The organism is Erwinia magellanica (assembly GCF_039023495.1).
Taxonomy (GTDB): domain Bacteria; phylum Pseudomonadota; class Gammaproteobacteria; order Enterobacterales; family Enterobacteriaceae; genus Erwinia.
This window is the reverse complement of record NZ_JBCHVC010000004.1, coordinates 455,006-477,455: the sequence shown is the minus strand read 5'-3', so window position 1 is coordinate 477,455 and position 22,450 is coordinate 455,006. Positions and strand designations below refer to the sequence as shown.

Here is a 22,450-nt window from a genome sequence, read left to right as displayed (position 1 = left end):
ATCCCTGCGTACGGCGTGGGCTGGCTTCGTGCTGCCTGAATCTGGCCGTAACGCCCCATGAGGTTGTTATTATGAACACCGATCTCTGTACCTCTACAATAAAGCAGTTAAACAGCAAAATTATTCCGTTTATCGTCATCTGCTATTTTGTCGCTAACCTGGATAAAACCAATATTTCGATCGCCGCGCTGCAAATGAATGCGGACCTGGGGCTTTCTGCCAGCATGTACGGCCTGGGCGTTGGCATGTTTTATATCTCTTACATCCTGTTTGAGATCCCCAGCAACGTCATCATGACAAAGGTTGGCGCACGCCGCTGGATTGCCCGCATCATGATTACCTGGGGCATTGTCAGCACCGGCATGGCGTTTGTGCACAGTGCTAACCAACTCTACGTGATGCGCTTTTTGCTGGGCATGGCGGAAGCTGGCTTCGCGCCGGGTATCATCTACTACATCTCGTGCTGGTTCCCGAAGAGCAATCGCGCCCGCGCCATGTCCTTCTTCTATATGGGATCGGTAGCCGCCTCCATTATCGGTTTGCCCGTCTCTGGCGCTATTTTAAATATGCATGGCATTGCGGATGTGGCGGGCTGGCGCTGGCTGTTTGGCCTGGAAGGGATCCCCGCCGTGGTGCTGGGTTGCCTGGTATTATGGCGCCTGCCGGATACGCCAGATCACGCACCCTGGTTAAGCCCTGAACAAAAATCCTGGCTGCGCGATCGTCTGCAACAGGAGAACGCAGGCGTGGAAATTGGCAAAAATCATAGCTGGCTGAGCGCGTTAAAAGATAAAACCGTGCTGTTGCTGAGCCTGGTTTGGTTTCTACAGGCGTTTGGATCTATCGGCATCACGCTATTTATGCCGCTGATTATCAAAAGCATGGCGGCGGAGCAGAGCAACGTCGTGATCGGCCTGCTCTCTGCCGTACCCTTTGTGCTGGCCTGTCTGTTTATGTACCTGAATGGTCGCCATTCTGATAAGTCTGGTGAGCGCTCCTGGCACCTGGGCCTGCCGCTGATCTTCTCCGGCCTCTCGCTGGCGGCGGCGATCTGGTCCGGCAATCTGGTGCTCTCCTACATTCTGCTGGTGCTGACCGTAGGCTTCAACTTTGCACTGACGCCAATCTTCTGGGCCGTGACTACCGAAAAGCTGGCCGGGGTGGCTGCTGCTGCCTCTATCGCTTTTATCAATACCGTCGCCAACTTTGTGGGGCTGGGTTTACCGCCCATTCTGGGAAAAATCAAAGATATGACCAACAGCTATCACTACGGGCTGCTGATCGTTGCCGTGGCGCTGATCCTCGGAGGCGTGATTGGGATCATCATCTCCCGCCCCTCGCGTGATGCGTTGAAAACGTTACCCCATCCTCATGCAGGTAATTGAAATGAAAATGAAAGTGCTGAAGCAGGCCGCGCTGCCTGCTCCTCTGCTCACTGCGTTGCAGGCCCGCTATGAGATTGTGGAACTTGTTACGCTCACCGAAGCCGATTTCAGCGGCATGGCGGGTGATTTTCGGGCACTGCTGACCAATGGTGAAGCCGTGGTGACCCGCGAACTGATCGCCTCGCTGCCCAATCTGGCACTGATCGCCGTATTCGGCGTGGGCTATGACGGGGTGGATATCCAGGCCGCCACGGAACAGGGCGTAGCCGTGACGCATACGCCAGATGTGCTGACCGAGGACGTGGCCGATCTGGCGCTTGGCCTGATGCTGGCAACGTCCAGGCAGATCCCTGCCGCACAGACGTTTATTCAGCAGGGAAAATGGCCGCAGGGTAGCTATCCGTGGACACGAAAAATGTCAGGTTCATCGCTGGGGATTGTCGGGCTGGGAAGGATAGGGCTGGCTGCGGCTAAACGTGCACAGGCCTTTAATATGTCGGTTGCCTACTGCAACCGCAGGCCGCTTGATAACCTGGCCTACCGTTACGAGCCTGATATCGTGGCGCTGGCGGAAAGCTGCGATTTTCTGTTGATCTGCGCTCCGGGCACCGCCAGTAACCGGCATCTGATTAACCGCGAAGTACTGGAGGCGCTGGGCAGCGAAGGTATCCTGATTAACGTGGGGCGCGGAAGCCTGGTGGATGAGCAGGCGCTGATCGCTGCGCTCAATGCCGGAACGCTGGGTGGCGCAGGGCTGGATGTCTTTAGTCTGGAACCAGAGGTGCCGGAAGCGCTCTTTAACCGGCCCAATGTGGTGATCACGCCGCATATGGCCAGCGCAACCTGGTCAACGCGCCGGGCCATGTCGCAGCTGGTGCTGGATAACGTCGAGGCGTTTTTTGCGGGGTTGCCACTGGTGACGCCAGTACCCGAATGCCGCTGATTGCAGTACCCTTAGCTGTAGAGACGGCCAGGGGTAAGCATTATGGAAACACAGCTGACATTTGATCCACGCAATCATCAACTCACCAATATCAATATCTGGACCGCAGACAGCCAGTGGCTGGTTTATGACGTGCGGCCCAACGGATCCACCTTCAGCAGCCTGACCGTTGAGCGGGTCAACCTCAGCGGGCAAACGGAAGTGCTTTATCAGGCTAAAGAGGGCGCCCATGTTGGTGTGGTTACCGCCAGCCCCGATTTGCCGCCCCGCTATGTCTGTATCCACGGACCGGAACATCCGGACAGCCAGTGGAAGTACGATTTTCATCATCGCCGTGGCGTAATTATTCAGCACGGTCATGCCGAAAATCTGGATGCCTGCGACATCACCCCGCCTTTTACCGCTGGCGCGCTGCGCGGCGGTTCCCATGTTCATGTTTTCAGCCCGGACGGCTCCCGGCTGAGCTTTACCTATAACGATCATGTGATGCATGAGCTGGACGTAAAAGAAGATCTGCGGAACGTCGGCGTCGCCGTGCCTCTGCATGCTGTCTGTCCGGTTAAACATCACCCCCGCGAAGTCGATGGCAGCCATTTCTGCGTGCTGGTGAGCCAGACGACCTCTGCCCCGACGCCGGGCAGTGATGAGATCAACCGCGCTTATGAAGAGGGTTGGGTGGGTAAAGAGGGATATCTGCGGCATGATGGTCACCGTCAGCGCTGGGCGCTGGCCTTTATTGGCGATACGCTGTCTGAAAAGGGCGAAAAGGTGCCGGAGGTGTTTCTCGTCGATCTGCCGGCGAAGATGGCAGACTACGCGCTGGAAGGCGACGCGCCACTTGCCGGAACAGAAACTCGCTTACCCGCTCCGCCAGCAGGCGTGGCGCAGCGCAGGCTAACCTTTACGCATCAGCGAGCTTTTCCGGGGCTGGCGACAACGCCGCGACACTGGTTACGCAGCTCGCCAGACGGGCGGGCCATCGCCTTTCTGATGAAGGATGATAACGGGGTGGTTCAGCTCTGGACGGTCTCGCCAACCGGCGGTGAACCGCATCAGATTACCCGCTCAGCCAGCGATATTCAGTCGGCATTCAGCTGGCATCCATCGGGGCGCCAGGTGGCATTGATCAACGACAACAGCGTGATGCTGTGCGAAGTGGCAACAGGGAAAATGCGCCGACTGACCGCAAGGACAGACGAAGCGCCGCTGGCTGATGCGGTGGTCTGCTCTCCCGACGGCCTGCATGTGGCTTATCTGCGCAATGTCGGGGGCTGGCAACAAATCTTTATCGTCGGCGTCGATACGCTCTCCGCTTAAGGAGAGGGGCGGGAAGGAGGGCTGGCGGGCATCGGCGCGGCCTGGGCCAGACTTTCGTTAGTGTGATTTTGCTGCTCGCTGCGCAGTACCCGCTCCCGTGGGGAGTCGCCCGGACTGTCACTGCCTTTTCGGTAGTAATCCCACGGCAGGAACAGCGTGTCCACTACCGCAGAAAAGGGCAAATCAAGCGCAGCCAGCGGGCGCATCACCCAGCCGCTGTCGCTGTCTGCGACCACGGCTGCACCAGCCCGCGTGCCGGAATAGTAGCCCTGTTCAGGGCCGGAATGGGTCATAAAGCTGGAGCACCCGGCGGTGCCAGCAAGTGACAGGCAGGCCAGCAGGCCAGCAAAACGACACTTGTTCATTACTATCATAGTCATCATCCCTTCAGTCACGGCAAAGCCGTCCTGATTGTTATCGTCGCATGCCGGGAATGTCCCGCTCGCTCTGTGGCGATTCCTGCACTGGTCCGACGAATGCTTCCCTGAGTGTATGACATTCACAAGGCAAGGGTTAAAAAAATTGCGTTTTTAGCCCTTGAAAGCCTCGTCAGCGTCACCATTTTACTATCAGGGTCACAGAGCGTACGCCGTCAGGGTATGGCTCAGGGCCTGCGGCCTGTCCATTGTGGAAGGTCTGACTTCTCACTCGCTGATAATCAGGAGTAATAAAATGCGTAACTTCGATCTGGCTCCACTCTACCGTTCTTCTATTGGTTTTGACCGTCTGATCAACCTGCTGGAATCTAACCAGGGTCAGAGTAATGGCGGCTACCCTCCCTATAATGTGGAGCTGGTGGCAGAAAACAAATATCGTATAACCATTGCCGTGGCAGGGTTCGCGCAGAGCGAACTGGATATTACTGCCCATGACAACATGCTTACCGTTCGCGGTGCTCACCCTGAAGAACAGCAGGAGCGTACCTACCTGTACCAGGGGATTGCCGAGCGTAATTTTGAACGTAAATTCCAGCTGGCGGAACACGTCAACGTGCGTGACGCTAAATTAGAAAATGGCCTGCTCTATATCGATCTGGAGCGCGTAGTGCCTGAAGCTAATCAGCCTCGCCGCATTGAAATTATGAAATAATTACGCTTCAGACGGGAAAAGGGCCGCATCGCGCGGCCCTTTTTGTTTTTATCCTTCCCTGTGCGCCCGCTCTATCTCTTCGGCGAGTATCGCTACGCCGCGTTCAATCTTGTCGCTCTCCGGCACGTAGTTCATGCGCATGCACTGATGCGTATGGGGCCACTCATGCTCCAGACCGGGGAAGAAGAAGTGGCCTGGTACCATCAGCACGCCACGCTTTTTCAGGCGTTGATACAGCACTTCGGTGGAGATCGGCAGGTCTTTAAACCACAGCCAGAGGAAAATTGCCCCTTCCGGTTTGTGGATCAGGCAGCGATCTTCCGATAAATAGCGGCGAATGACCGTTATTGTCTGCTCAACCCGCGCTTTATAGAATGGCTTGATCACCTCTTCAGATAACCGCAGCAGATCGCCGCGCTGGATCATCTCATGGGCGATAGCCGGCCCGATGCCGCCCGGCGCCAGGCTGATAATGCCGTTCATATTGCTGACAGCGGAAATCACCTTCTCATCGGCAATAATGATGCCGCAGCGTGCGCCTGGCAGACCGAGTTTCGACAGACTCATGCAGAGAATGATGTTCGGGTTCCACAGCGGACGCGCCTCGCTGAAGATAATGCCGGGGAAAGGAACACCATAAGCATTATCAATCAGCAGCGGGATCTCATGCTGCTGTGCCAGCACATCCAGCTTCAGCAGCTCTTCATCCGTAATGACGTTACCGGTGGGATTGGTTGGGCGGGAAACGCAGATCAGCCCGGTCTCTTCGGTTATCTGCAAATGTTCAAAATCGACATGATATTTGAACTGCCCCTCTGGCAGCATCTCAATATTTGGGCGAGTGGAGACAAACAGCTCCTCATCCAGCCCGGCATCGGCATAGCCCAGATATTCCGGTGCCAGCGGGAACAGTACCCGTTTTTTACTGCCGTCCGCACGGCGTCCGGCGTAGAGGTTAAACAGGTAGAAGAATGCACTCTGGCTGCCGTTGGTCAGGGCAATGTTTTGCGGCCCTATCTGCCAGCCGAGCTGCTCACGCAGCAGTGTGGAAAGCGATTCCAGCAGCGTAGTTTTACCGCGCGGGCCGTCGTAGTTGCAGAGCGCTTCAGCCAGCTTGCCCTGGTCGTGCATCTCTTGCAGCAGCTGCTGAAAGTAGTCGTTCATCGCAGGGATCTGCGCGGGATTGCCGCCGCCCAGCATCACCGCACCCGGCGTGCGTAATCCTTCACCCATATCTTCCATCAGACGGGCTATGCCTGAGTGTTGTGTAAATTTGTCACCGAAGGCGGAAAAGCTCATAACGTGTTAACTACTTTTTAAATTCGTGGGGGTTTACCTTAACGTCAGCCCTGACGGAGTGCAATGTTCCGATCGCCCCCCTTCCCGCGTCAACAGATCAGAGCGTGCCGGGTGTGATCAAAGCCAGCGGCAAGCTATTAATACGCCATCCTTACTAACAATGTTTTAAAATTTAATCTGCGTATTTAACATTACCGATTTTTAAAATGAAACAGCGTTTTATTTTAAGGGGAATATTGTATCAATAATAATTAAATTCGACATCGATCACAGTTATCATTTTCGTCCTCTGGCTATAGTAAGCCATCGGGGCAGACAGCGATAAGCCTGCCCTTTCATTTATAATGGAAATGAACAGAATGATAGCAACGAATATCCATGACTATTCTGAAATGCCATGCTTTCCTGAACACCTTAAGAAATTAATTAACTGTGCGCTGGATATTGTCAGGGAAACGCCTGCGGACGGACGCCATACTATTCACGGCGATGACGCTTTTTTGCTGATTTCCAGCCCGGAAACAGAGCCTGAGGAACAACGTCAGGCAGAGTATCATTGCCGCTATCTGGATGTGCAAATCCTGCTGGAGGGCCGGGAAAAGCTGGGATATGGTTTACAGCTCGCCGCCGGGGAAGCTGGAGGTGATTTTATTGAAAAACAGGATGTTGCCTTCTGTAAAACTATCAGCAATGAGCAGTTTCTGACATTTCACCCCGGAGATTTAGCGGTGTTCTTTCCGCGCGAATATCACCGCCCCCAGTGCGCCACGGAAGGAAAAGGAGAAAGAATAAAAAAAGCAGTATTAAAAGTAAAAATGGATTTCCTCAGATAACTGACACCCGGCATTACGCTTTATTAGTTAACCATCCGAATCTCGGCGGCTTTTATTCGCACTTAAAAAATAAGGTTGAATAAAGTAAAGATGAAAATCAAATGCGCAATTGAAAAAATCCCCGGTGGGATGATGCTGGTGCCGCTGTTTATTGGGGCAATTATCCATACACTCGCACCGGCGTCCGGGAAATACTTTGGTTCATTCACTAATGGGCTGATGACCGGCACGATACCGATTCTGGCCGTCTGGTTTTTATGTATGGGGGCCTCAATCAAGCTTAACGCGACCGGCACTGTTTTGCGCAAGTCGGGTACGCTGGTAGTCACTAAAATCGTCGTTGCCTGGTTCGTCGCAGCGATAGCGTCGCGAATTATTCCTGAGCATGGCGTGGAAGTGGGCTTCTTTGCCGGTATGTCCACGCTGGCCCTGGTGGCGGCAATGGATATGACCAACGGCGGACTTTACGCCTCGCTGATGCAGCAATATGGCAGCAAGGAAGAAGCCGGGGCCTTTGTGCTGATGTCAGTTGAATCCGGGCCGTTGATGACCATGGTTATCCTCGGAACGGCGGGTATCGCCTCGTTTGAACCCCATGTTTTCCTCGGTGCAGTGCTCCCCTTTTTGATTGGTTTTGCCCTCGGCAATCTGGATCCCGACCTGCGGACATTTTTCAGCAATGCGGTCCATACGCTCATTCCCTTTTTCGGCTTTGCGCTGGGCAACACCATCAACCTGAATGTGATTCTGGAGACGGGCCTGCTGGGCTGTCTGTTGGGGCTTAGCGTGATTGTGGTCACCGGCATTCCGCTGATGATTGCCGATAAATTTATTGGAGGAGGTAACGGTACTGCGGGGCTTGCCGCCTCCAGTTCAGCCGGTGCGGCCGTTGCCACCCCGGTATTAATTGCGGAAATGGTGCCACATTTTCAGCCAATGGCCCCCGCAGCCACGGCGCTGGTAGCTACTTCCGTCATCGTCACATCCATAGGGGTACCGATCCTCACTGCTCTGTGGGCGAGGCGGCATACCACGTTAGCCGCAGGAACCGTCTCTGTCCCGGCGATAACGCCTGTAACACCGGTAGCGATGCCGCCCATCAAACGTCACTGATATTTCACTTAAGCAAAGGGCGATCTGTGACTTTTATCGCTCGCAGAACAGAAGGTTAAATCATGCAAGTACGCCAAAGTATTCACAGCGATCATGCCAGACAGTTAGATACCGCCGGCCTGCGTCGCGAGTTTTTGATCGAATCCATTTTTGAGGCCGATAGCTACACCATGACCTACAGCCATATTGACCGCATCGTGATTGGCGGCGTGATGCCGGTCAGCCAGAGCGTGGCCTTTGCGGCGGAAGTGGGTAAACAGTTTGGCGTCAGCTATTTTCTTGAGCGCCGTGAGTTGGGGGTGATCAATATTGGTGAGGCGGGAACGATCACGGTTGATGGCCACTGCTTTGAGGTGGGTAACAAAGAGGCGCTCTATATCGGGCAGGGAGCCAGAAACATCGAGTTCCGCAGCATCAGCGCATCCGCTCCTGCAAAGTTTTACTACAACAGTGCTCCGGCACACACCGCCTACCCTCATCAACTGGTGACGCGCGACAGCGTTTCCCGCCAGACGCTTGGCAGCCCTGAAACCAGCAATGTACGGACCATCAATAAGTACCTGGTACCGGATGTGCTGACCACCTGCCAGTTAACCATGGGCCTGACAGAACTGGCCGAGGGCAACCTCTGGAACACCATGCCGTGCCACACGCACGATCGCCGGATGGAAGTGTACTTCTATTTCAATATGGATGAAGAAACGGCGGTGTTTCATATGATGGGCGAGCCTCAGGAGACCCGCCATCTTCTGGTGCATAACGAGCAGGCGGTTATCTCACCAAGCTGGTCAATTCATTCCGGCGTTGGTACTAAAAGCTACACCTTTATCTGGGGAATGGTGGGGGAAAACCAGGTCTTTGACGACATGGATCACGTCAAAGTCAGCGAGCTTCGCTAAAGCTGTTTTTCGTTATATCTGTCACAGGGATCGCCCGAATTGCGGGCCAAAGGAGAATTGTAATGATTTTAGATATGTTTAGTTTGCAGGGCAAAGTTGCACTGGTTACCGGCTGCGATACCGGTCTTGGGCAGGGCATGGCGGTGGGGCTGGCAGAGGCTGGTTGCGATATTGTGGGGATCAATATTGTAGAGCCAGCGGAGACAATCGAACGCATCACTGCCCTGGGGCGGCGTTTTCTCAGCCTGACGGCCGATCTTAGCGACACCCATCGCTTTGCAAGCCTGCTGGAAACCGCCGTGGCGGAGTTCGGTAAAATCGATATTCTTGTCAATAATGCCGGCATTATTCGCCGCGCTGATGCCATAGACTTCAGCGAGAAAGACTGGGATGAGGTGATGAACCTGAATATAAAATCGGTGTTCTTTATGTCTCAGGCGGTAGCCCGTCAGTTTATTAAGCAGGGCAACGGTGGCAAGATCATTAATATTGCCTCAATGCTTTCTTATCAGGGCGGGATCCGGGTGCCTTCCTACACCGCGTCCAAAAGTGCCGTGATGGGCGTTACCCGGCTGCTGGCCAATGAATGGGCGCAACACAATATTAATGTAAACGCCATTGCGCCGGGGTATATGGCTACCAACAATACGCAGCAACTGCGCGCCGATGAAGAGCGTAGCAGTGAAATCCTTAAACGTATTCCGGCTGGTCGCTGGGGTGTACCAGAAGATATGAAGGGACCGGTGGTCTTTCTGGCCTCTCAGGCTTCTGATTATGTTAATGGTTATACGCTGGCGGTGGATGGAGGCTGGCTGGCACGTTAGTCACGCGCTGTCCCGCTGATTCAGCGATAAATCTCCGGGGCCAGCAGACAAAAAGGCCACCTGTTTAAGCGCCCATTATCGGGGGGCATGCCAGACAGGTGGCCTTTCTTTTCGTTATTTAACGATGGATCGTTACTGAATAATCTGCGGGTTAACGCAGTTCTTTTCCACTTTTCCCGTCAGCGCAGCGATCAGGTTATCTACCGCGTCACGCGCCATACCATATCGCGTTTCATGCGTAGCCGAACCGATATGGGGTAAAGCCACCACGTTTGGCAGCTTCAGCAGCGGAGACTCTTTTGGCAGCGGCTCTTTTTCAAACACATCCAGCCCTGCGGCATGAATTGTCCCGTCCTGTAGTGCCGCAATCAGCGCCTCTTCATCCACCACAGGCCCGCGTCCGGCATTGATCAATATTGCGCCCGGCTTCATTTTTGCCAACTGCTCGCGGCCAATCAGGTGATGGGTCTCTTTGGTCAGCGGCAGGCTGATGCAGAGGAAGTCAGACTCTTTCAGCAGCGTATCCAGATCGCAATAGGTGGCACCGAAGCGCTGCTCAGCCTCTTCATGGTGTTTACGTGCGTTGTAGAGAATGGGCATGCTGAAGCCGAGGTTAGCGCGCTGAGCCAGCGCCAGGCCAATACGACCCATTCCCAGAATGCCGAGCTTTTTGTGGTGAACGTCTGTGCCAAACCACTCTGCGCCGATGTTACTCTGCCACTCTCCCGCCTTGACGCGTTCAGCCACTTCCGTCACGCGGCGTGCGGTCGTCAGCACCAGCGCCATCATGGTATCGGCCACGGTTTCGGTCAGTACGGTTGGCGTATGCATCAGGATCACGCCACGGTCGTTCAGGGCGGCAATATCAAAATTATCCACGCCAACGGAGACGCTGGAAGCAGCACGCAGCTTAGGGGCTTTAGTCAGGAAGTCCGCATCAACTTTACCGCCCGAACCCAACATCCCTTCCGCCTGTTGAAACGCCCCGGCATGCTGGCTCACTGTGTCAGGGGTAAGACCGTTAATTTCCGTCACGGTAAAATGCTCATCGAGTTTTGCGCGCAGATCTTCCGGTAATTTCTTATACAGCACCACAGAAGGTTTCATTCTCGTCTCCCTTTGAATTGATGAACGGGCCAGCTGGCCCGTCAGGCATTTTTAAGCGTGTTTAGCGCCGCGAGGCACTGGGGGCTGATTGTTCTCCGCTGGCTTTACGATAAGCGTGAGCCAGACCGAAATCAGCAGGGATCCCCCCATAAAGATATACGAAGCTGAAGGGCTACCGGTCGCACCGTTCAGGTAACCTACCACCCAGGAGCCAAGGAATGAACCCAGCGCACCCATCGCATTGATCAGTGCCATCGCGCCGCCAGCCACGTTCCGCGGCAGCATTTCCGGAATGATGGCGAAGAAAGGCCCGTAAGGGGCATACATGGCGGCACCTGCAATCACCAGCAGCGTAAAGGAGAGCCAGAAATGATTCGCGCCTACCAGATAAGAGCCTAAAAACGCCAGGGCGCCAACCAGCAGCAGCGGCCAGACAAACAGCTTGCGGTTCTGTAACTTATCCGATGCCCAGGAGACCACAATCATCGCCACGGTAGCCGCCAGATAAGGCACCGCAGAGAGCCAGCCCGCTTCTACCATGCCCATCTGCGAGCCGCCGCGTAAAATCGAAGGCAGCCACAGCACAAAACCGTATACACCAATGCTCCAGGTGAAATACTGAACGCACAAGATGATGACATTGCGGGACTTAAATGCCTCGCTGTAGTTTCGTACCGCTTTGATATTTTCCTGCTCTTTCTCCAGCTGGGCCTGTAGCGCCGCTTTCTCATCGTTGCTCAGCCATTTCGCCTGTGCCGGTTTATCCTGCACCATAAACCACCAGGCAACCGCCCAGATAACCGCCGGGATCCCTTCAAAAATAAACATTTCACGCCAGCCAAAGGCTTCTATCAGGTAGCCAGAAACCACTGACATCCAGAGTACGGTGACCGGATTACCCAGGATCAGGAAGGTGTTCGCTCTGGAGCGCTCCGACTTGGTAAACCAGTTACTGATGTAAATCAGCATAGCGGGCATCACCGCAGCTTCAACCACCCCCAGGACAAAGCGGATGGCGGCCAGCATCGGAATATTGCTGACCATGCCGGTCAGCGAAGCGCAGACGCCCCAGAGTATCAGGCAGACAAACACCAGTTTCTTTACGCTGCGGCGTTCAGCATAGATAGCGCCAGGGATCTGGAAAAAGAAGTAGCCGAGGAAGAACAGGGCGCCCAGCAGCGAGGACATACCTTTAGTAATGCCGAGATCGTCGTTAATGCCGGCTGCGGAGGCGAAGCTGAAGTTCGCCCTGTCCAGATACGCCAGACTGTAAGTGATAAACACGATGGGCATAATATACCACCAGCGTTTAGGCGCGATTGTCTGCTTGTTCATAGATGTATCCTCTGTTGAGGCTGTAGGAGTATCGGGATTTTTTTATTATGAGTGGGTCAGAAATCGCCCAGTTCAGCGCGCGTTGGCAGCCCTTCGCTGTCGCCGATGACCTGTATGGCCAGTGAACCAATTTTATTGCCGCGCCGGATAGCGTCGGGCAGCGTTTTGCCTTCCAGCAGCGCACTGATCACGCCAACGGCAAAGCCATCGCCAGCACCAACCGTGTCCACCACGTTGTTGGTTTTAATCGCTTCCACCTGGCCTTTTTCGCCCTCAGCGGTTTTATACCAGGCACCGTCGCAGCCGGTTTTCACAATTACCGCTTTCACGCCTCTTTCCAGATAGAAATCAGCAATGGCTTCAGGCTGATCGTGCCCGGTTAATATTTTCCCTTCGCTGATACCGGGTAAAACCCAGTCCGCAAAGCTGGCCAGCGTATTCAGCTGTTTCACCATCTCACGCTCGTTTGGCCACAGTACCGGGCGAAGATTGGGATCGAAGGAGATTGTTTTCCCCATCACCTTCATCTCTTTTGCCGCATGTTTAGAGAGCGCAAGGGAGGTTTCGGAGAGGGCGGCGGCTACGCCGCTCAGGTGCAGATGGCGTGCTGAGCCAAAATAGTCACGGTTGAAGTCATCGGGCGAAAGGTGGCTGGCGGCCGAGCCTTTACGAAAATACTCCACCAGCGGATCGGAACCGTCATCCACCTTGGATTTCAGCTGAAAGCCGGTGGCGTAGCGTTGATCGGTGGTCACCTGACGATGATCGACCTGCTCTTTTTCCAGCTGTTGCAGGGTAAAGCGGCCAAAGGAATCATCGCCTACGCGGCTGACCCAGCCTACCTTCAGGCCCAGTCTGGCCAGTCCTATAGCCACATTCAGCTCGGCCCCGGCAATACGCTTTACAAACTGTTCCGCCGCTGCCAGATCGCCCGGCTGGGTGGCGACAAACATCGCCATCGCTTCGCCTATGGTGATGGCGTCCAGCGTGCCGTTTTCATGCAGACTCATGGTTTTTCCTCTCGCAACAGTTCAACGTAATGGCGGGTCACCGCAACCAGGTCGTCACCTTCCAGCGGAAATTCGATTCCGCGTGGCACGCCAGCAGGCAGCAGCGCCAGCGTTTGCCGCCACAGGTTATCAGCCTCGTCCAGGGCAACAGCATGCCAGCCATTTCCCTCGCGCCTGGCCGCTTTCACGTGGATATAACTGACGTACGGAGTAAGACATTCTGCGGCTGCAATCGGGTCGTCGCCCACCCACAGCCAGTTGCCCATATCGAACGTCATGCTGGTTCCTGTTTCGCCGCCGTCCTGGAAGTAATGCTTCAGCGCGCTGAGTTTGCCGCATTCAGTCTGATCGTTCTCTACCACCAGCTGAAAGGGCTGCCCGGTCAGTTTTTCGCGCAGGCCGGCACTATCAAAGCCGGGACGGTAATGTCCCAGAGAATATTTTAGTCGCTGGGCCAGTAATTGTCCGGCTTCGGCAAGGTGGCGATCGAGGTCAGGGTTGAGTTCACCCGCTTCGGTAAACAGCGCTTCCGGAATGGAATAGAACGCCACCAGCCCCGCTTCCGCGATGGTTTTACCCAGCCCGGAAAGGTTTTCCAGCTCTTTCTCATTAAAGAGTTCACGACGGATCTCCACGCCATCCGCGCCAGCTGCGGACACTGTCGGTATCACCGCCTGCTGGCCGCCCAGCGCGGCAATCTGCTCGCGGCCATAGGCCGCCGTTACCACTATCACTTCACTTTTCATGGGGTCCTCCAGGCTCGGGGTGGCCTCGACGTTATAAAAACGTTAAATGGAACCGGTTCCAATGCAAAGGGGCAGAGTGTGAATTTATGATCGCGCTCACGATGTGAACAATTAATTCCAGGGGATGGTCTGAAAAAGGGGGGAAGTGAGCCAGCGGAAAGCGTTTTAGTGGTGAAAGGGTCAGGCATACTGGTGAAGGGTGAAGGGTGAAGGGTGAAGGGTGAAGGGTGAAGGGTGACAAGTGACGGGTGACAAGTGACGGGTGACAAGTGACGGGTAACAGGTGACGGGTGACAAGTGACGGGTAACAGGTGACAAGTGACGGATGACTGGTAACGGGTAACATCCGGAATGGCTAAAAGAAACAGGCTCTGACCGCAGGCGATTGCTCCGCTATCAAGCTGGCATTCTGCCTGCTGTTTTTCGCGAAAAAGCCGTAAAAGGCCTCCCTACTGGTGAAAGGCGCCAGGGTAATCTCAGGGAGCGACATTTCAGGGATGTTGATTAACAGGTTGCCCCAGGCACGCCATAACCGACTATTTTTTTACGTGCTTTGTGGAGCCACGAACAATCAGCTCGCCGGAAAATGTGCGCTCAACGGGCGGCGTGGTCTCTCCTTCAATACGGCGGATAACCTGTTCCAGCGCGGCGTAACCCATATTCCAGGTGGGCTGCTTTAGGGTTGTGATCCCCACACCTGCCAGTTCAGACCACTCCAGCTCATCAAAGCCCAGCAGACCGATCTGCTCGCCCCACGCCAGCTCAAGCCTTTTCAGCGAACGCGCCACCTGTAGCGTTAATGCGCCATTCACCACAATTATCGCGCAGCGTTGATCGCGGTGCTGCTGGTAAAATGCGTGCAGCACGCTGTCCATCATCGCTGCATCATTAAGTGCGACTTCTGCCTGTCCGGCAAAGCGTTCAGGATGCTGTGCCATGGTGTTTTTAAAAGCCTGGAGGCGTTCATGACGCGTATTGACCAGCCCCAGCGGTTCAGTAACAAACAGTACCGCCTGAAAATCCTGCTCAATCAGATGAGTGGTAACCTGAATGCTCGCTTCACTGTTATCCAGACCCACGACGTCGCAGGGAAAATCCGGGATTTTGCGGTCGATCAGCACCATCGGCAGTAATGATTGCTGAAGATAACTCAGCGCTTCTTCGCGCATACCAACCGCATTAACCACAATACCTTCCACCTGATAACTGCTCAGCAGATTGAGGTAGTGCTGTTCCTGATCCACTTCGTTATTGGTGTTACACATCAGCAGGGTGAAGCCCCTGGCGCGGCAGGCTGCTTCAATGCCACTCATCACATCTACAGAGTAAGGATTGGTGATGTCTGCAATGATCAGACCGATTAAGCGGGTGCGGCCTCGCTTCAGGCCCCGCGCCATCTGGCTTGGACGGTAGTTGAGTTCGGCAATAGCGGTTTCAATCCGCTGCTTTAAATCAGCTGAAAGGGCGTGCTGCTCGCCGTTCAGGTAACGCGAGACGCTGGTTTTACCGGTTTTTGCCGCTCTGGCAACGTCGCTGATGGTGGCTCGTGCAGCCTGACGGTTCATAGCGATCCTCAAAACATTAAAAGTCAGGAAAAGCGTAGCTTCAGCCTGTTCTGGCCTGAATACCCTGAGATAGCCATGGTTCGCTGAGAGCCGGTCGGGCCATCATAAAGCATAAGTGTCAGTCAGCCCACCTTTGAACAAGGAGACGCGGAAGATAAAGCGATTCAGAAGAGGGGGGAAGCAACCGGGCCACGTCAGCGGCCCGGCAGAAGAGATTACTGTAAAGGGCTGAGGGTAATTTCCACGCGGCGGTTCTGCGCTTTACCTTCAGTAGTGCTGTTAGAGGCAATCGGGTTATCCGGGCCCATACCGGTAGTGCGGATGCGGTTAGCCGCAACGCCCTGGCTAATCAGGGAGCTGCCCACGCTATCTGCACGCTGTTGCGACAGCGTCATGTTGAGCTGGCGCGTGCCGGTACTGTCGGTATAGCCCGCCACGTTAACAGCTGTTTTAGGGTACTCTTTCAGTACCATTGCCACGCCAGTCAGCGTATTGGCGCCCGCCGGTTTCAGCGTACTGCTGCTGCTGTCGAAGGTCACATTGTTCGGCATGTTCAGCACGATATTATTGCCTTCACGCGTAACGCTAACGCCGGTTCCCTTCATTTTGTCGCGCAGCTTGGCTTCCTGCACATCCATATAATAACCGGCACTGCCGCCCAGGGCCGCACCGGCCGCTGCACCGATCAGCGCCCCTTTACCGCGATCTTTCTTCGAGGAAGAGAGCACGCCTACGCCAGCGCCCAGCGCGGCGCCCAGACCGGCACCGATGCCGGATTTGCCAGCTTCACGCTCGCCGGTATAAGGGTTGGTGGTACAGCCTGACAGGGCAAGTGTGCCGCTCAAAACCAGAGCAAGGGTGATATAACGCTTTTTCATTGGGGTTCCTTTTCATCCACAACGGCGGGTAAAATTACCCGTAAAACCCCGATTATGCCGATGAACTGTGGAAAAAAAACGGTGCTTTGCTCTTAAAGTGTAAAGAGACGCTACTTCAGATTATCAGGATGGCGAAAGCAGCCGGTCACATGGTCGTTGATCAGCCCACAAGCCTGCATAAATGAATAACAGGTGGTTGTACCAACAAATTTAAAACCCCGCTTTTTTAACGCCTTAGAAAGGGCGTCTGATACCGCGCTAAAGGTTGGTGCCGTTCGATAATCCTCATGTTGGTGGATTTGCTGTTCATTACCGACAAAATCCCAAATCCAGCTGTTAAAGGTTTCGCCATTCTCTTCCATGGCCAGCAGGGCGCGGGCATTAGAGATAATGGCTGAAATTTTTCCACGATGACGAATGATCCCGCTCTCCTGCATCAGTCTGTCCACATCGGCATCGTTCATTAACGCCACGCTCTGTGGTTCAAAATGATGGAAGGCATTACGATAGTTTTCACGCTTTTTCAGTACCGTAAACCAGGAAAGCCCCGCCATTTGCCCCTCCAGACACATCATTTCAAACAGCTCCCGTCTGTCGGTTACCGCAACGCCCCACTCATTATCGTGATAGGCGAGATAGAGCGGGTCCTGGGTAACCCAGCCGCATCGCTGCATAGTCAATCTCCTTTATCTGATTCGCTGAAAAAATAAGCAAGCCTGCCTTGACGTTATCGCTATCCAGGCAATAGTTAACTCACATTAAGAACTGAAAATAAATTCAATAATAACCGTTCGCCGCTTTCAGGCTCTATTCCGGAGTCATTTTATGTCTGAGAAACGCACTGGCATCCGTCGCCTGACCTTTGGGGCGGCGTGGATGGCCTGTTACCTCTGTAGCACCAGCCCGGCATTAAGCTGGGATCGGCTCTATGTATTTGGCGACAGCCTGAGTGACAGCGGCAACAATGGCCGCTACACCTGGGACGGCAGTCAGCATCCCCTGTATGACGATATTCTGGCAGCCAAAATAAATTACGCTTTACGCCCTTCTGACCAGGGCGGCACCAATTACGCCGCAGGCGATGCGGTGGCCGTGCCGCAGCTCAATCCTGTTGATAATAGTGCTGACCAGGTCAGCGACTATCTGACCGCGAACGGTGGTCGGGCAGACGCAGAGGGACTCTATGTTCACTGGATTGGCGGAAATGACCTGGCCGCAGCGGCGCTTAATCCCCTTGCCGCAAACGATATTGTCAGCAACAGCGCTTTTGCCGCGGCCAGACAGGTACAGGCTTTGCTGGCGGCGGGCGCCGAGACCGTTATTGTCCCCACGGTACCCAACATTGGTTCCACGCCAGCCTTACTCGAAGCGGTCATTCAGGCAGGTCTGGCACCGGTTGCCAACGCCGCCCTTGCAGCGGCTTTCTCCTCTCTTAACAGCCAGACCACACTCAGCCAGGATGCCCGCCACCAGGCGATCAGAGAAGCGTTGTCTGCCGCTGCCGGGCAGCTGACAACGGTCACCGCTTTGCGGGAGGCTATCGCCAGCCAGCTCTATGAAGCCTGGCAAACGCTGAGTGCTCAGGCCGGCGCGCTGACAAACAGCTATAACCAGCAGGAAGATACCCTGCTGGCGCAGCGGGGCGGCAATATCGTGCGTGTGGATATCAATGGCCTGTTTAACGAAGTACTTAGCGATCCGGCCCGTTACGGGCTGACCAATACGGCGGGAATGGCCTGTCCGCCGGGCGTTTCGGCAGCAGCCTGCTCCTCCACCACAACGCCGGGCTTTTCAGGCCAGCAGGCCTTTCTGTTTGCTGACCGTTTGCATCCCAGCCCGGCAACCCACTTACTGATTGCAGATTATATCCAGTCGGTGCTGGATGCCCCGGCGCAGGTTGTCGCGCTGAATCAGGCCACGCTGGCGATGTCACGTGATGCCCGCGCAACGCTGGACAGCCGCCTACAGCAGCAGCGTCACGCTGACAACCCGCAGGGTTCACTCAGCGTTTACGGCGGCTATGCTGGTCAGCACTATGAATATAGCGGCAATCTTGCTGCCGGAGAGGGTGACGCCACCACTCACAACCTGACGCTGGGCGTCGACTATCAGCTTACCGATAGCTGGCTGGTGGGCGCGCTGGTCTCCGGCTCCAGGGATAATCAGCAGCCCACGCCGCATTATGACTATAAGATGCGCGGCTGGCTGGCCGCCGCTTACAGCGAAATAGCGTTCTTCGATGGCGGCTGGGTGAATACCGATGTGCATTACGCTTCTGCCAGTTACGACAGCATTAAACGCAGCGTGACGCTTGGCCCCGCCACCCGTACTGAAAGTGGCGAAACCGACGGCACGCAGTGGGGCGCACGTATCACGACAGGGTGGGATTTCCCCATTAACGCCGCGCTTACCACCGGCCCGATGGCGCAATATGCACTGGATTACAGTTCGGTGGAGGGGTATCAGGAGCAGGGTAACAGCAGCACCGCTATGCGCTTTGACGATCAGAATTATCACTCCCGGATTGGCGCGCTGGGCTGGCGGATGGATTCACAGCTGGGCTGGATCAACCCCTGGGCAGAGGTCAGCTATAACCATCAGTTTGGCGATAACGTCTGGCGGGCAGGAGGTGGACTGAAATCCACGCAAACCTCTTTCAGCCGCGACTCGGCAGAGCAGGACACCAACTGGGTAGACGTCACCCTGGGGGCGCACGTTCCGCTTGGCGACAGCGTGGCAGCCTTTGCCTCGGTTTCGCAAACCGGTGGGTTAAGCTCGGGCGAGCAGTTTATGTATAACCTGGGCGTCAGCGCACGTTTCTGAACGCAGGTGAAAAACAGCGCCACCGGCTTTCCGGGCGGTGGCGCTGAGGTCTGTATGACGTTTCCCGTCAACTTTTATCACCCTGCATCCATCACCAGCAGTGAAAAGAGAATAGTTTTCTACAAATCAGGCGGTTGGGGGAACGGTACGGGCGAAGCTTTCCCGTTCAAACATCTTTTCAGCCAGTTTGATCAGCGCCGGACGCTCCACGCACCAGCCCGGCACAATACGGCGGAAATTCAGGAAGCCAATCAGGCAGGCGGTGGCGATATCCGCCAGATTCAGCGTATCGCTGTTCAGCACGGTACCCTTCGCCGCCTCTTTTTCCAGCGCATCCAGCCCGCGCTGAATTTTCTCGCGCTGGCGCAGCAGCTGCGCTTCCATCTGCAACTCAGGCGGACGCATCTGTTCACGCAGTAGGATCACTGCCGCATCGCCAATACCATCCGCCAGCGCTTCCAGTTGCAGGACTTTCAACGCCGCCATTTTTTCGGTCGGAAGCAGCGCAGGGGCAATATCCAGCTGCTCAAGGTAAGCGGCAATGATATGGGAGTCATACCAGGTCTCTTCCGGGCCGGTTACCAGCGCCGGAATTTTACCCAGCGGATTATAGCCGGGAACGTGGCTCTCCTCACCCCAGGGATTCTCGTTTATAAACTCAAAAGTAATGCCTTTTTCCAGCATGATGACGGAAATTTTACGAACAAAAGGGCTGGTATAGGTGCCAATTAATTTCATGCTGCATTCCCCTGTTTTGACCGATCGTTATCGATCTTATCTGCAAGATGGTAGCACCAGACAGGCATGTCCGGCGAAAGAGCGCCTCATTCTCCCGGAAACAGGAAGGGGTTCAGGCTGCTACGGGCAAACCCTTCCTGTTCCATGCGGGCGTCCAGGATCAGGGATGCCAGATCGTCCGCTACCGGCTCCACCGCCGGGTCCTTTTCCTGATAGAGCAGCTTCAGATAGGTGCCGCAGTCGCCACAGCTTTCCGCTTTGATCGATGCCAGCTCACTCTCCAGCGACCAGTAGTGCAGATCGCCCGTCTGTTCGCAGTTACTGCATTTTGAGCGCACCACATACCATTCGCTTTCGCAAAGGTTGCAGTGCAGGTAGCGCAGACCCTCCTGGCTGCCCATATGCACCACGCTGGCGACCGGTACGCTGGCGCAAACGGGACAGAACTGCCGCTGTTCGCCATATTCAGCCCGCGCTTTTCCGGGGATCAGTGCGGCCATCTGCGCCCAGTATATCGACAGCGCGGCCCAGATAAACGGCGATTTATCACTGCTGATCTGCGCAAAATCATTGGCAAACAGCGCGCTGGCCAGGGTTTCCAGCTCGGCAGCCGAGGCTTTTTCCAGGTTTTCCAGCGAAGCTAATGCCTGGCCAGTCATCTCCGGTTTCATCTCAGCAATCAGCGAGCTAAGAAGACGCTGCCAGTGCGGATCCCGCGGCAGCGTATGGATATCCAGCGGCGGCTTGCCGGTGGCAGCCGTTTCTACCAGTCTGGCATAGAGATCCATCTGCAAAGGATGATCGTACAGCACGATTTCCTGCGCGCTGGCGACCACGGCGGCAAAGCGCAGATAGTCACCCAGCGGATTTTTCTCTGCCAGCTGCCTCAGCCTTGCAGCACGGCGGCTGTATAAATTTTTCAGCCTGGGGAAAAGTAACGGCGGGATCTGCTCCGCCGTTTTCTGGTCGCTTTTTTCCAACTGGTTCTGCGGGATTATGCGAATACTCATCAGGGACGTTTTTCCTGTGGTTTTGGGTGCCGCGCGCGTACGGCACGATACCAGCGCGGATGATGCTTTTTCGCCCAGGCGGGGGTAACCCAGCCTTCAACCATCGCAGTAATCGTCCCTTTTATCCACAGTGCAGCATAGATATGCACCATGATCACGATAATTAAAGCCACTGCCGAAACGGAGTGCACCACCAGAGCGAAGCGAATAACAGGGATGGCAAAGGCACCCGCAAAGTAAGGCCGCCAGATCACCACACCGCTTGCCAGTAACAGCACTAAGCTAAGGATAGCAGCCCAAAATACGCACTTCTGACCAAAATTATAGCGCCCGGTATCCCCAACTTCGCTGTTTTGCACAATTTTATAAATATTTTTCGCCCAGAGCAGATCCTCGCGTTCGATCAGGTTATGTCGCCAGTAGCGGAAAAACATCAGTAAAAAGGCAGCAAACATCACCACGCCAATAAAGGGATGCAGGATGCGCGCCAGCTGTGGCGTCCCCAGCACTTGCAGCAGCCAGTTAAACGAGGGGAAGAAAAACCCCAGGCCGCTCAGGGCCGCAAAGAGAAAACAGAACGCCACAATCCAGTGGTTAATCCGCTCTGGCGCACTGTAGCGCTGAATGGGGTGCTTTTTCATTGCCGATCCTCCTTATCATGGGCTTCTTCCTCATCTTCTTCCACCCGGTTCGGCCCGACGCCGACATAGTGAAAAATGCTGGCAGCAAAGGTGGCGGCAAAGCCAATCGCTGCCAGCGGTTTCCAGATCCCTTTCCAGAAGGTGACCGCCGGACTGATGCCGGGATCGTCTGGCAAACCGTGATAGAGCTGCGGTTTATCGGCGTGATGAAGCACATACATTACGTGTGTGCCGCCCACGCCCTGCGGATCGTAAAGCCCTGCATGGGCATAGCCCCGGCTTTTCAACTCACGAATGCGCTCCGCTGCCAGCTGCTTCATCTCCTCTTTGCTGCCAAAGTGCAGCGCGCCGGTTGGGCAGGTTTTCACACAGGCTGGCTCCTGGCCGACAGCGACCCGATCGACGCAAAGTGTGCATTTATAGGCGCGGTTGTCCTCTTTATTCAGACGCGGAACGTTGAACGGACAGCCAGCGATACAGTACCCACAGCCGATACACTGCTCCGACTGAAAATCTACGATGCCGTTAGCGTACTGAATAATCGCTCCCTCTGCGGGACAGGCTTTCAGGCAGCCGGGATCGGCACAGTGCATACAGCCATCCTTGCGGATCAGCCATTCCAGCTTGCCGTACTCTTCTGTCTCCGCGAAGCGCATCACTGTCCAGGATTTGGCGCTCAAATCTCCAGGGTTGTCATACACCCCGGAGTTGTGGCCGATTTCATCACGGATGTCATTCCACTCTGAGCAGGCCACCTGACAGCCTTTACAGCCTGTACAGGTAGTGACATCAATAAGCTTTGCGACCTCCTGCTGGTGATCCCGCGCCTGCGGCGGCGGCGTTAAGGTGTTCGTTGCTGAACGGCGGAGAATATTCTGACTTTGTAGTGACATAG

At 55.1% G+C, this 22,450-nt stretch carries 22 protein-coding genes; 9 read left to right on the top strand and 13 right to left on the bottom strand.

Annotation, left to right across the window (positions count from 1 at the left end; genetic code table 11):
* The first annotated feature begins 71 nt into the window (after positions 1 to 71).
* Genes AAH450_RS16680 through AAH450_RS16670 form a run of 3 tightly spaced genes read left to right on the top strand, consistent with a single transcriptional unit; the run spans position 72 to position 3,645 of the window.
* Positions 72 to 1,385 carry an MFS transporter gene (locus AAH450_RS16680; RefSeq protein WP_342911207.1) on the top strand — a complete coding sequence of 438 codons (1,314 nt, stop codon included), beginning with the start codon at positions 72 to 74 and terminating at the stop codon, positions 1,383 to 1,385.
* A 1-nt stretch (position 1,386) separates the two neighbouring features.
* Positions 1,387 to 2,328, top strand: a complete 942-nt coding sequence (locus AAH450_RS16675) for a 2-hydroxyacid dehydrogenase (RefSeq protein ID WP_342911206.1) — start codon at positions 1,387 to 1,389, stop codon at positions 2,326 to 2,328.
* Positions 2,329 to 2,367: 39 nt separating this feature from the next.
* A complete protein-coding gene (locus tag AAH450_RS16670; RefSeq protein ID WP_342911265.1) occupies positions 2,368 to 3,645 on the top strand; it encodes a DUF3748 domain-containing protein in 1,278 nt (425 codons plus the stop codon).
* Here the strand turns inward: AAH450_RS16670 and AAH450_RS16665 are convergent.
* On the bottom strand, positions 3,642 to 4,019 hold the full coding sequence (locus AAH450_RS16665; protein WP_342911205.1) for a YceK/YidQ family lipoprotein: 378 nt from the start codon (positions 4,017 to 4,019) through the stop codon (positions 3,642 to 3,644). The genes AAH450_RS16670 and AAH450_RS16665 overlap by 4 nt on opposite strands.
* Positions 4,020 to 4,317: 298 nt before the next feature.
* On the opposite strand from AAH450_RS16665, the gene ibpA reads away from it, so the two are divergent.
* Positions 4,318 to 4,734, top strand: a complete 417-nt coding sequence (gene ibpA / locus AAH450_RS16660) for a small heat shock chaperone IbpA (RefSeq protein ID WP_342911204.1) — start codon at positions 4,318 to 4,320, stop codon at positions 4,732 to 4,734.
* 48 nt (positions 4,735 to 4,782) lie between these two features.
* On the opposite strand, the gene AAH450_RS16655 is transcribed toward ibpA, so the two are convergent.
* Positions 4,783 to 6,033 (bottom strand): valine--pyruvate transaminase, encoded by a 1,251-nt coding sequence (locus AAH450_RS16655; RefSeq protein WP_342911203.1) that lies wholly within the window; start codon positions 6,031 to 6,033, stop codon positions 4,783 to 4,785.
* A 359-nt stretch (positions 6,034 to 6,392) separates the two neighbouring features.
* Here AAH450_RS16655 and AAH450_RS16650 point away from each other — a divergent pair, with 359 nt between their 5' ends.
* The 4 genes from AAH450_RS16650 (at position 6,393) to kduD (ending at position 9,702) form a co-directional block, all read left to right on the top strand.
* Positions 6,393 to 6,866, top strand: coding sequence for a NanQ anomerase/TabA/YiaL family protein (locus AAH450_RS16650; protein WP_342911202.1), 474 nt, complete (start codon positions 6,393 to 6,395; stop codon positions 6,864 to 6,866).
* A 90-nt stretch (positions 6,867 to 6,956) separates the two neighbouring features.
* Complete coding sequence (gene kdgT, locus AAH450_RS16645; protein ID WP_342911201.1) at positions 6,957 to 7,979, top strand: 2-keto-3-deoxygluconate transporter; 1,023 nt, start codon at positions 6,957 to 6,959, stop codon at positions 7,977 to 7,979.
* Between the two features lie 62 nt (positions 7,980 to 8,041).
* The gene (gene kduI / locus AAH450_RS16640; protein ID WP_342911200.1) at positions 8,042 to 8,878 is read left to right on the top strand and encodes a 5-dehydro-4-deoxy-D-glucuronate isomerase; all 837 of its coding nucleotides are present in this window, start codon (positions 8,042 to 8,044) and stop codon (positions 8,876 to 8,878) included.
* Positions 8,879 to 8,940: 62 nt separating this feature from the next.
* Positions 8,941 to 9,702, top strand: a complete 762-nt coding sequence (gene kduD, locus AAH450_RS16635; RefSeq protein ID WP_342911199.1) for a 2-dehydro-3-deoxy-D-gluconate 5-dehydrogenase KduD — start codon at positions 8,941 to 8,943, stop codon at positions 9,700 to 9,702.
* Between the two features lie 132 nt (positions 9,703 to 9,834).
* Here the strand turns inward: kduD and ghrB are convergent, their stop codons facing one another.
* The 7 genes from ghrB to AAH450_RS16600 all read right to left on the bottom strand — a co-directional run bounded on the left by ghrB (position 9,835) and on the right by AAH450_RS16600 (position 17,017).
* Entirely contained in the window at positions 9,835 to 10,809 is a 975-nt protein-coding gene (ghrB, locus tag AAH450_RS16630) for a glyoxylate/hydroxypyruvate reductase GhrB (RefSeq protein WP_342911198.1), read from the bottom strand.
* 51 nt (positions 10,810 to 10,860) lie between these two features.
* Complete coding sequence (locus tag AAH450_RS16625; RefSeq protein ID WP_342911197.1) at positions 10,861 to 12,144, bottom strand: MFS transporter; 1,284 nt, start codon at positions 12,142 to 12,144, stop codon at positions 10,861 to 10,863.
* Between the two features lie 56 nt (positions 12,145 to 12,200).
* A complete protein-coding gene (locus AAH450_RS16620) occupies positions 12,201 to 13,154 on the bottom strand; it encodes a sugar kinase (protein WP_342911196.1) in 954 nt (317 codons plus the stop codon).
* Entirely contained in the window at positions 13,151 to 13,900 is a 750-nt protein-coding gene (locus AAH450_RS16615) for a sugar phosphate isomerase/epimerase family protein (protein ID WP_342911195.1), read from the bottom strand. The genes AAH450_RS16620 and AAH450_RS16615 overlap by 4 nt, the downstream gene beginning before the upstream one ends.
* A 536-nt stretch (positions 13,901 to 14,436) precedes the next feature.
* The gene (locus tag AAH450_RS16610; protein WP_342911194.1) at positions 14,437 to 15,465 is read right to left on the bottom strand and encodes a LacI family DNA-binding transcriptional regulator; all 1,029 of its coding nucleotides are present in this window, start codon (positions 15,463 to 15,465) and stop codon (positions 14,437 to 14,439) included.
* Positions 15,466 to 15,680: 215 nt separating this feature from the next.
* Positions 15,681 to 16,343, bottom strand: coding sequence for an OmpA family lipoprotein (locus AAH450_RS16605; protein WP_342911193.1), 663 nt, complete (start codon positions 16,341 to 16,343; stop codon positions 15,681 to 15,683).
* A gap of 110 nt (positions 16,344 to 16,453) precedes the next feature.
* The gene (locus tag AAH450_RS16600; protein ID WP_342911192.1) at positions 16,454 to 17,017 is read right to left on the bottom strand and encodes a DNA-3-methyladenine glycosylase I; all 564 of its coding nucleotides are present in this window, start codon (positions 17,015 to 17,017) and stop codon (positions 16,454 to 16,456) included.
* Positions 17,018 to 17,168: 151 nt separating this feature from the next.
* On the opposite strand from AAH450_RS16600, the gene AAH450_RS16595 reads away from it, so the two are divergent.
* Complete coding sequence (locus AAH450_RS16595) at positions 17,169 to 19,166, top strand: autotransporter outer membrane beta-barrel domain-containing protein (RefSeq protein ID WP_463322739.1); 1,998 nt, start codon at positions 17,169 to 17,171, stop codon at positions 19,164 to 19,166.
* A gap of 126 nt (positions 19,167 to 19,292) precedes the next feature.
* On the opposite strand, the gene AAH450_RS16590 is transcribed toward AAH450_RS16595, so the two are convergent.
* The 4 genes from AAH450_RS16590 to fdxH form a co-directional block, all read right to left on the bottom strand.
* Positions 19,293 to 19,904 (bottom strand): glutathione S-transferase, encoded by a 612-nt coding sequence (locus AAH450_RS16590; protein WP_318788997.1) that lies wholly within the window; start codon positions 19,902 to 19,904, stop codon positions 19,293 to 19,295.
* 86 nt (positions 19,905 to 19,990) lie between these two features.
* Positions 19,991 to 20,914, bottom strand: coding sequence for a formate dehydrogenase accessory protein FdhE (gene fdhE, locus AAH450_RS16585; protein WP_342911191.1), 924 nt, complete (start codon positions 20,912 to 20,914; stop codon positions 19,991 to 19,993).
* The gene (gene fdoI / locus AAH450_RS16580) at positions 20,914 to 21,555 is read right to left on the bottom strand and encodes a formate dehydrogenase cytochrome b556 subunit (protein WP_342911190.1); all 642 of its coding nucleotides are present in this window, start codon (positions 21,553 to 21,555) and stop codon (positions 20,914 to 20,916) included. The genes fdhE and fdoI overlap by 1 nt, the downstream gene beginning before the upstream one ends.
* Positions 21,552 to 22,448, bottom strand: a complete 897-nt coding sequence (fdxH, locus tag AAH450_RS16575) for a formate dehydrogenase subunit beta (RefSeq protein ID WP_342911189.1) — start codon at positions 22,446 to 22,448, stop codon at positions 21,552 to 21,554. The genes fdoI and fdxH overlap by 4 nt, the downstream gene beginning before the upstream one ends.
* Positions 22,449 to 22,450 lie beyond the last annotated feature (2 nt).

Bases quoted from the DNA above. Each gene is read 5' to 3' on its own strand.
- AAH450_RS16680 (WP_342911207.1), top strand. From the start codon at position 72: ATGAACACCGATCTCTGTACCTCTACAATAAAGCAGTTAAACAGCAAA.
- AAH450_RS16675 (WP_342911206.1), top strand. From the start codon at position 1,387: ATGAAAATGAAAGTGCTGAAGCAGGCCGCGCTGCCTGCTCCTCTGCTC.
- AAH450_RS16665 (WP_342911205.1), bottom strand. From the start codon at position 4,019: ATGATAGTAATGAACAAGTGTCGTTTTGCTGGCCTGCTGGCCTGCCTG.
- ibpA (WP_342911204.1), top strand. From the start codon at position 4,318: ATGCGTAACTTCGATCTGGCTCCACTCTACCGTTCTTCTATTGGTTTT.
- AAH450_RS16655 (WP_342911203.1), bottom strand. From the start codon at position 6,033: ATGAGCTTTTCCGCCTTCGGTGACAAATTTACACAACACTCAGGCATA.
- AAH450_RS16650 (WP_342911202.1), top strand. From the start codon at position 6,393: ATGATAGCAACGAATATCCATGACTATTCTGAAATGCCATGCTTTCCT.
- kdgT (WP_342911201.1), top strand. From the start codon at position 6,957: ATGAAAATCAAATGCGCAATTGAAAAAATCCCCGGTGGGATGATGCTG.
- kduI (WP_342911200.1), top strand. From the start codon at position 8,042: ATGCAAGTACGCCAAAGTATTCACAGCGATCATGCCAGACAGTTAGAT.
- kduD (WP_342911199.1), top strand. From the start codon at position 8,941: ATGATTTTAGATATGTTTAGTTTGCAGGGCAAAGTTGCACTGGTTACC.
- ghrB (WP_342911198.1), bottom strand. From the start codon at position 10,809: ATGAAACCTTCTGTGGTGCTGTATAAGAAATTACCGGAAGATCTGCGC.
- AAH450_RS16625 (WP_342911197.1), bottom strand. From the start codon at position 12,144: ATGAACAAGCAGACAATCGCGCCTAAACGCTGGTGGTATATTATGCCC.
- AAH450_RS16620 (WP_342911196.1), bottom strand. From the start codon at position 13,154: ATGAGTCTGCATGAAAACGGCACGCTGGACGCCATCACCATAGGCGAA.
- AAH450_RS16615 (WP_342911195.1), bottom strand. From the start codon at position 13,900: ATGAAAAGTGAAGTGATAGTGGTAACGGCGGCCTATGGCCGCGAGCAG.
- AAH450_RS16610 (WP_342911194.1), bottom strand. From the start codon at position 15,465: ATGAACCGTCAGGCTGCACGAGCCACCATCAGCGACGTTGCCAGAGCG.
- AAH450_RS16605 (WP_342911193.1), bottom strand. From the start codon at position 16,343: ATGAAAAAGCGTTATATCACCCTTGCTCTGGTTTTGAGCGGCACACTT.
- AAH450_RS16600 (WP_342911192.1), bottom strand. From the start codon at position 17,017: ATGCAGCGATGCGGCTGGGTTACCCAGGACCCGCTCTATCTCGCCTAT.
- AAH450_RS16595 (WP_463322739.1), top strand. From the start codon at position 17,169: ATGTCTGAGAAACGCACTGGCATCCGTCGCCTGACCTTTGGGGCGGCG.
- AAH450_RS16590 (WP_318788997.1), bottom strand. From the start codon at position 19,904: ATGAAATTAATTGGCACCTATACCAGCCCTTTTGTTCGTAAAATTTCC.
- fdhE (WP_342911191.1), bottom strand. From the start codon at position 20,914: ATGAGTATTCGCATAATCCCGCAGAACCAGTTGGAAAAAAGCGACCAG.
- fdoI (WP_342911190.1), bottom strand. From the start codon at position 21,555: ATGAAAAAGCACCCCATTCAGCGCTACAGTGCGCCAGAGCGGATTAAC.
- fdxH (WP_342911189.1), bottom strand. From the start codon at position 22,448: ATGTCACTACAAAGTCAGAATATTCTCCGCCGTTCAGCAACGAACACC.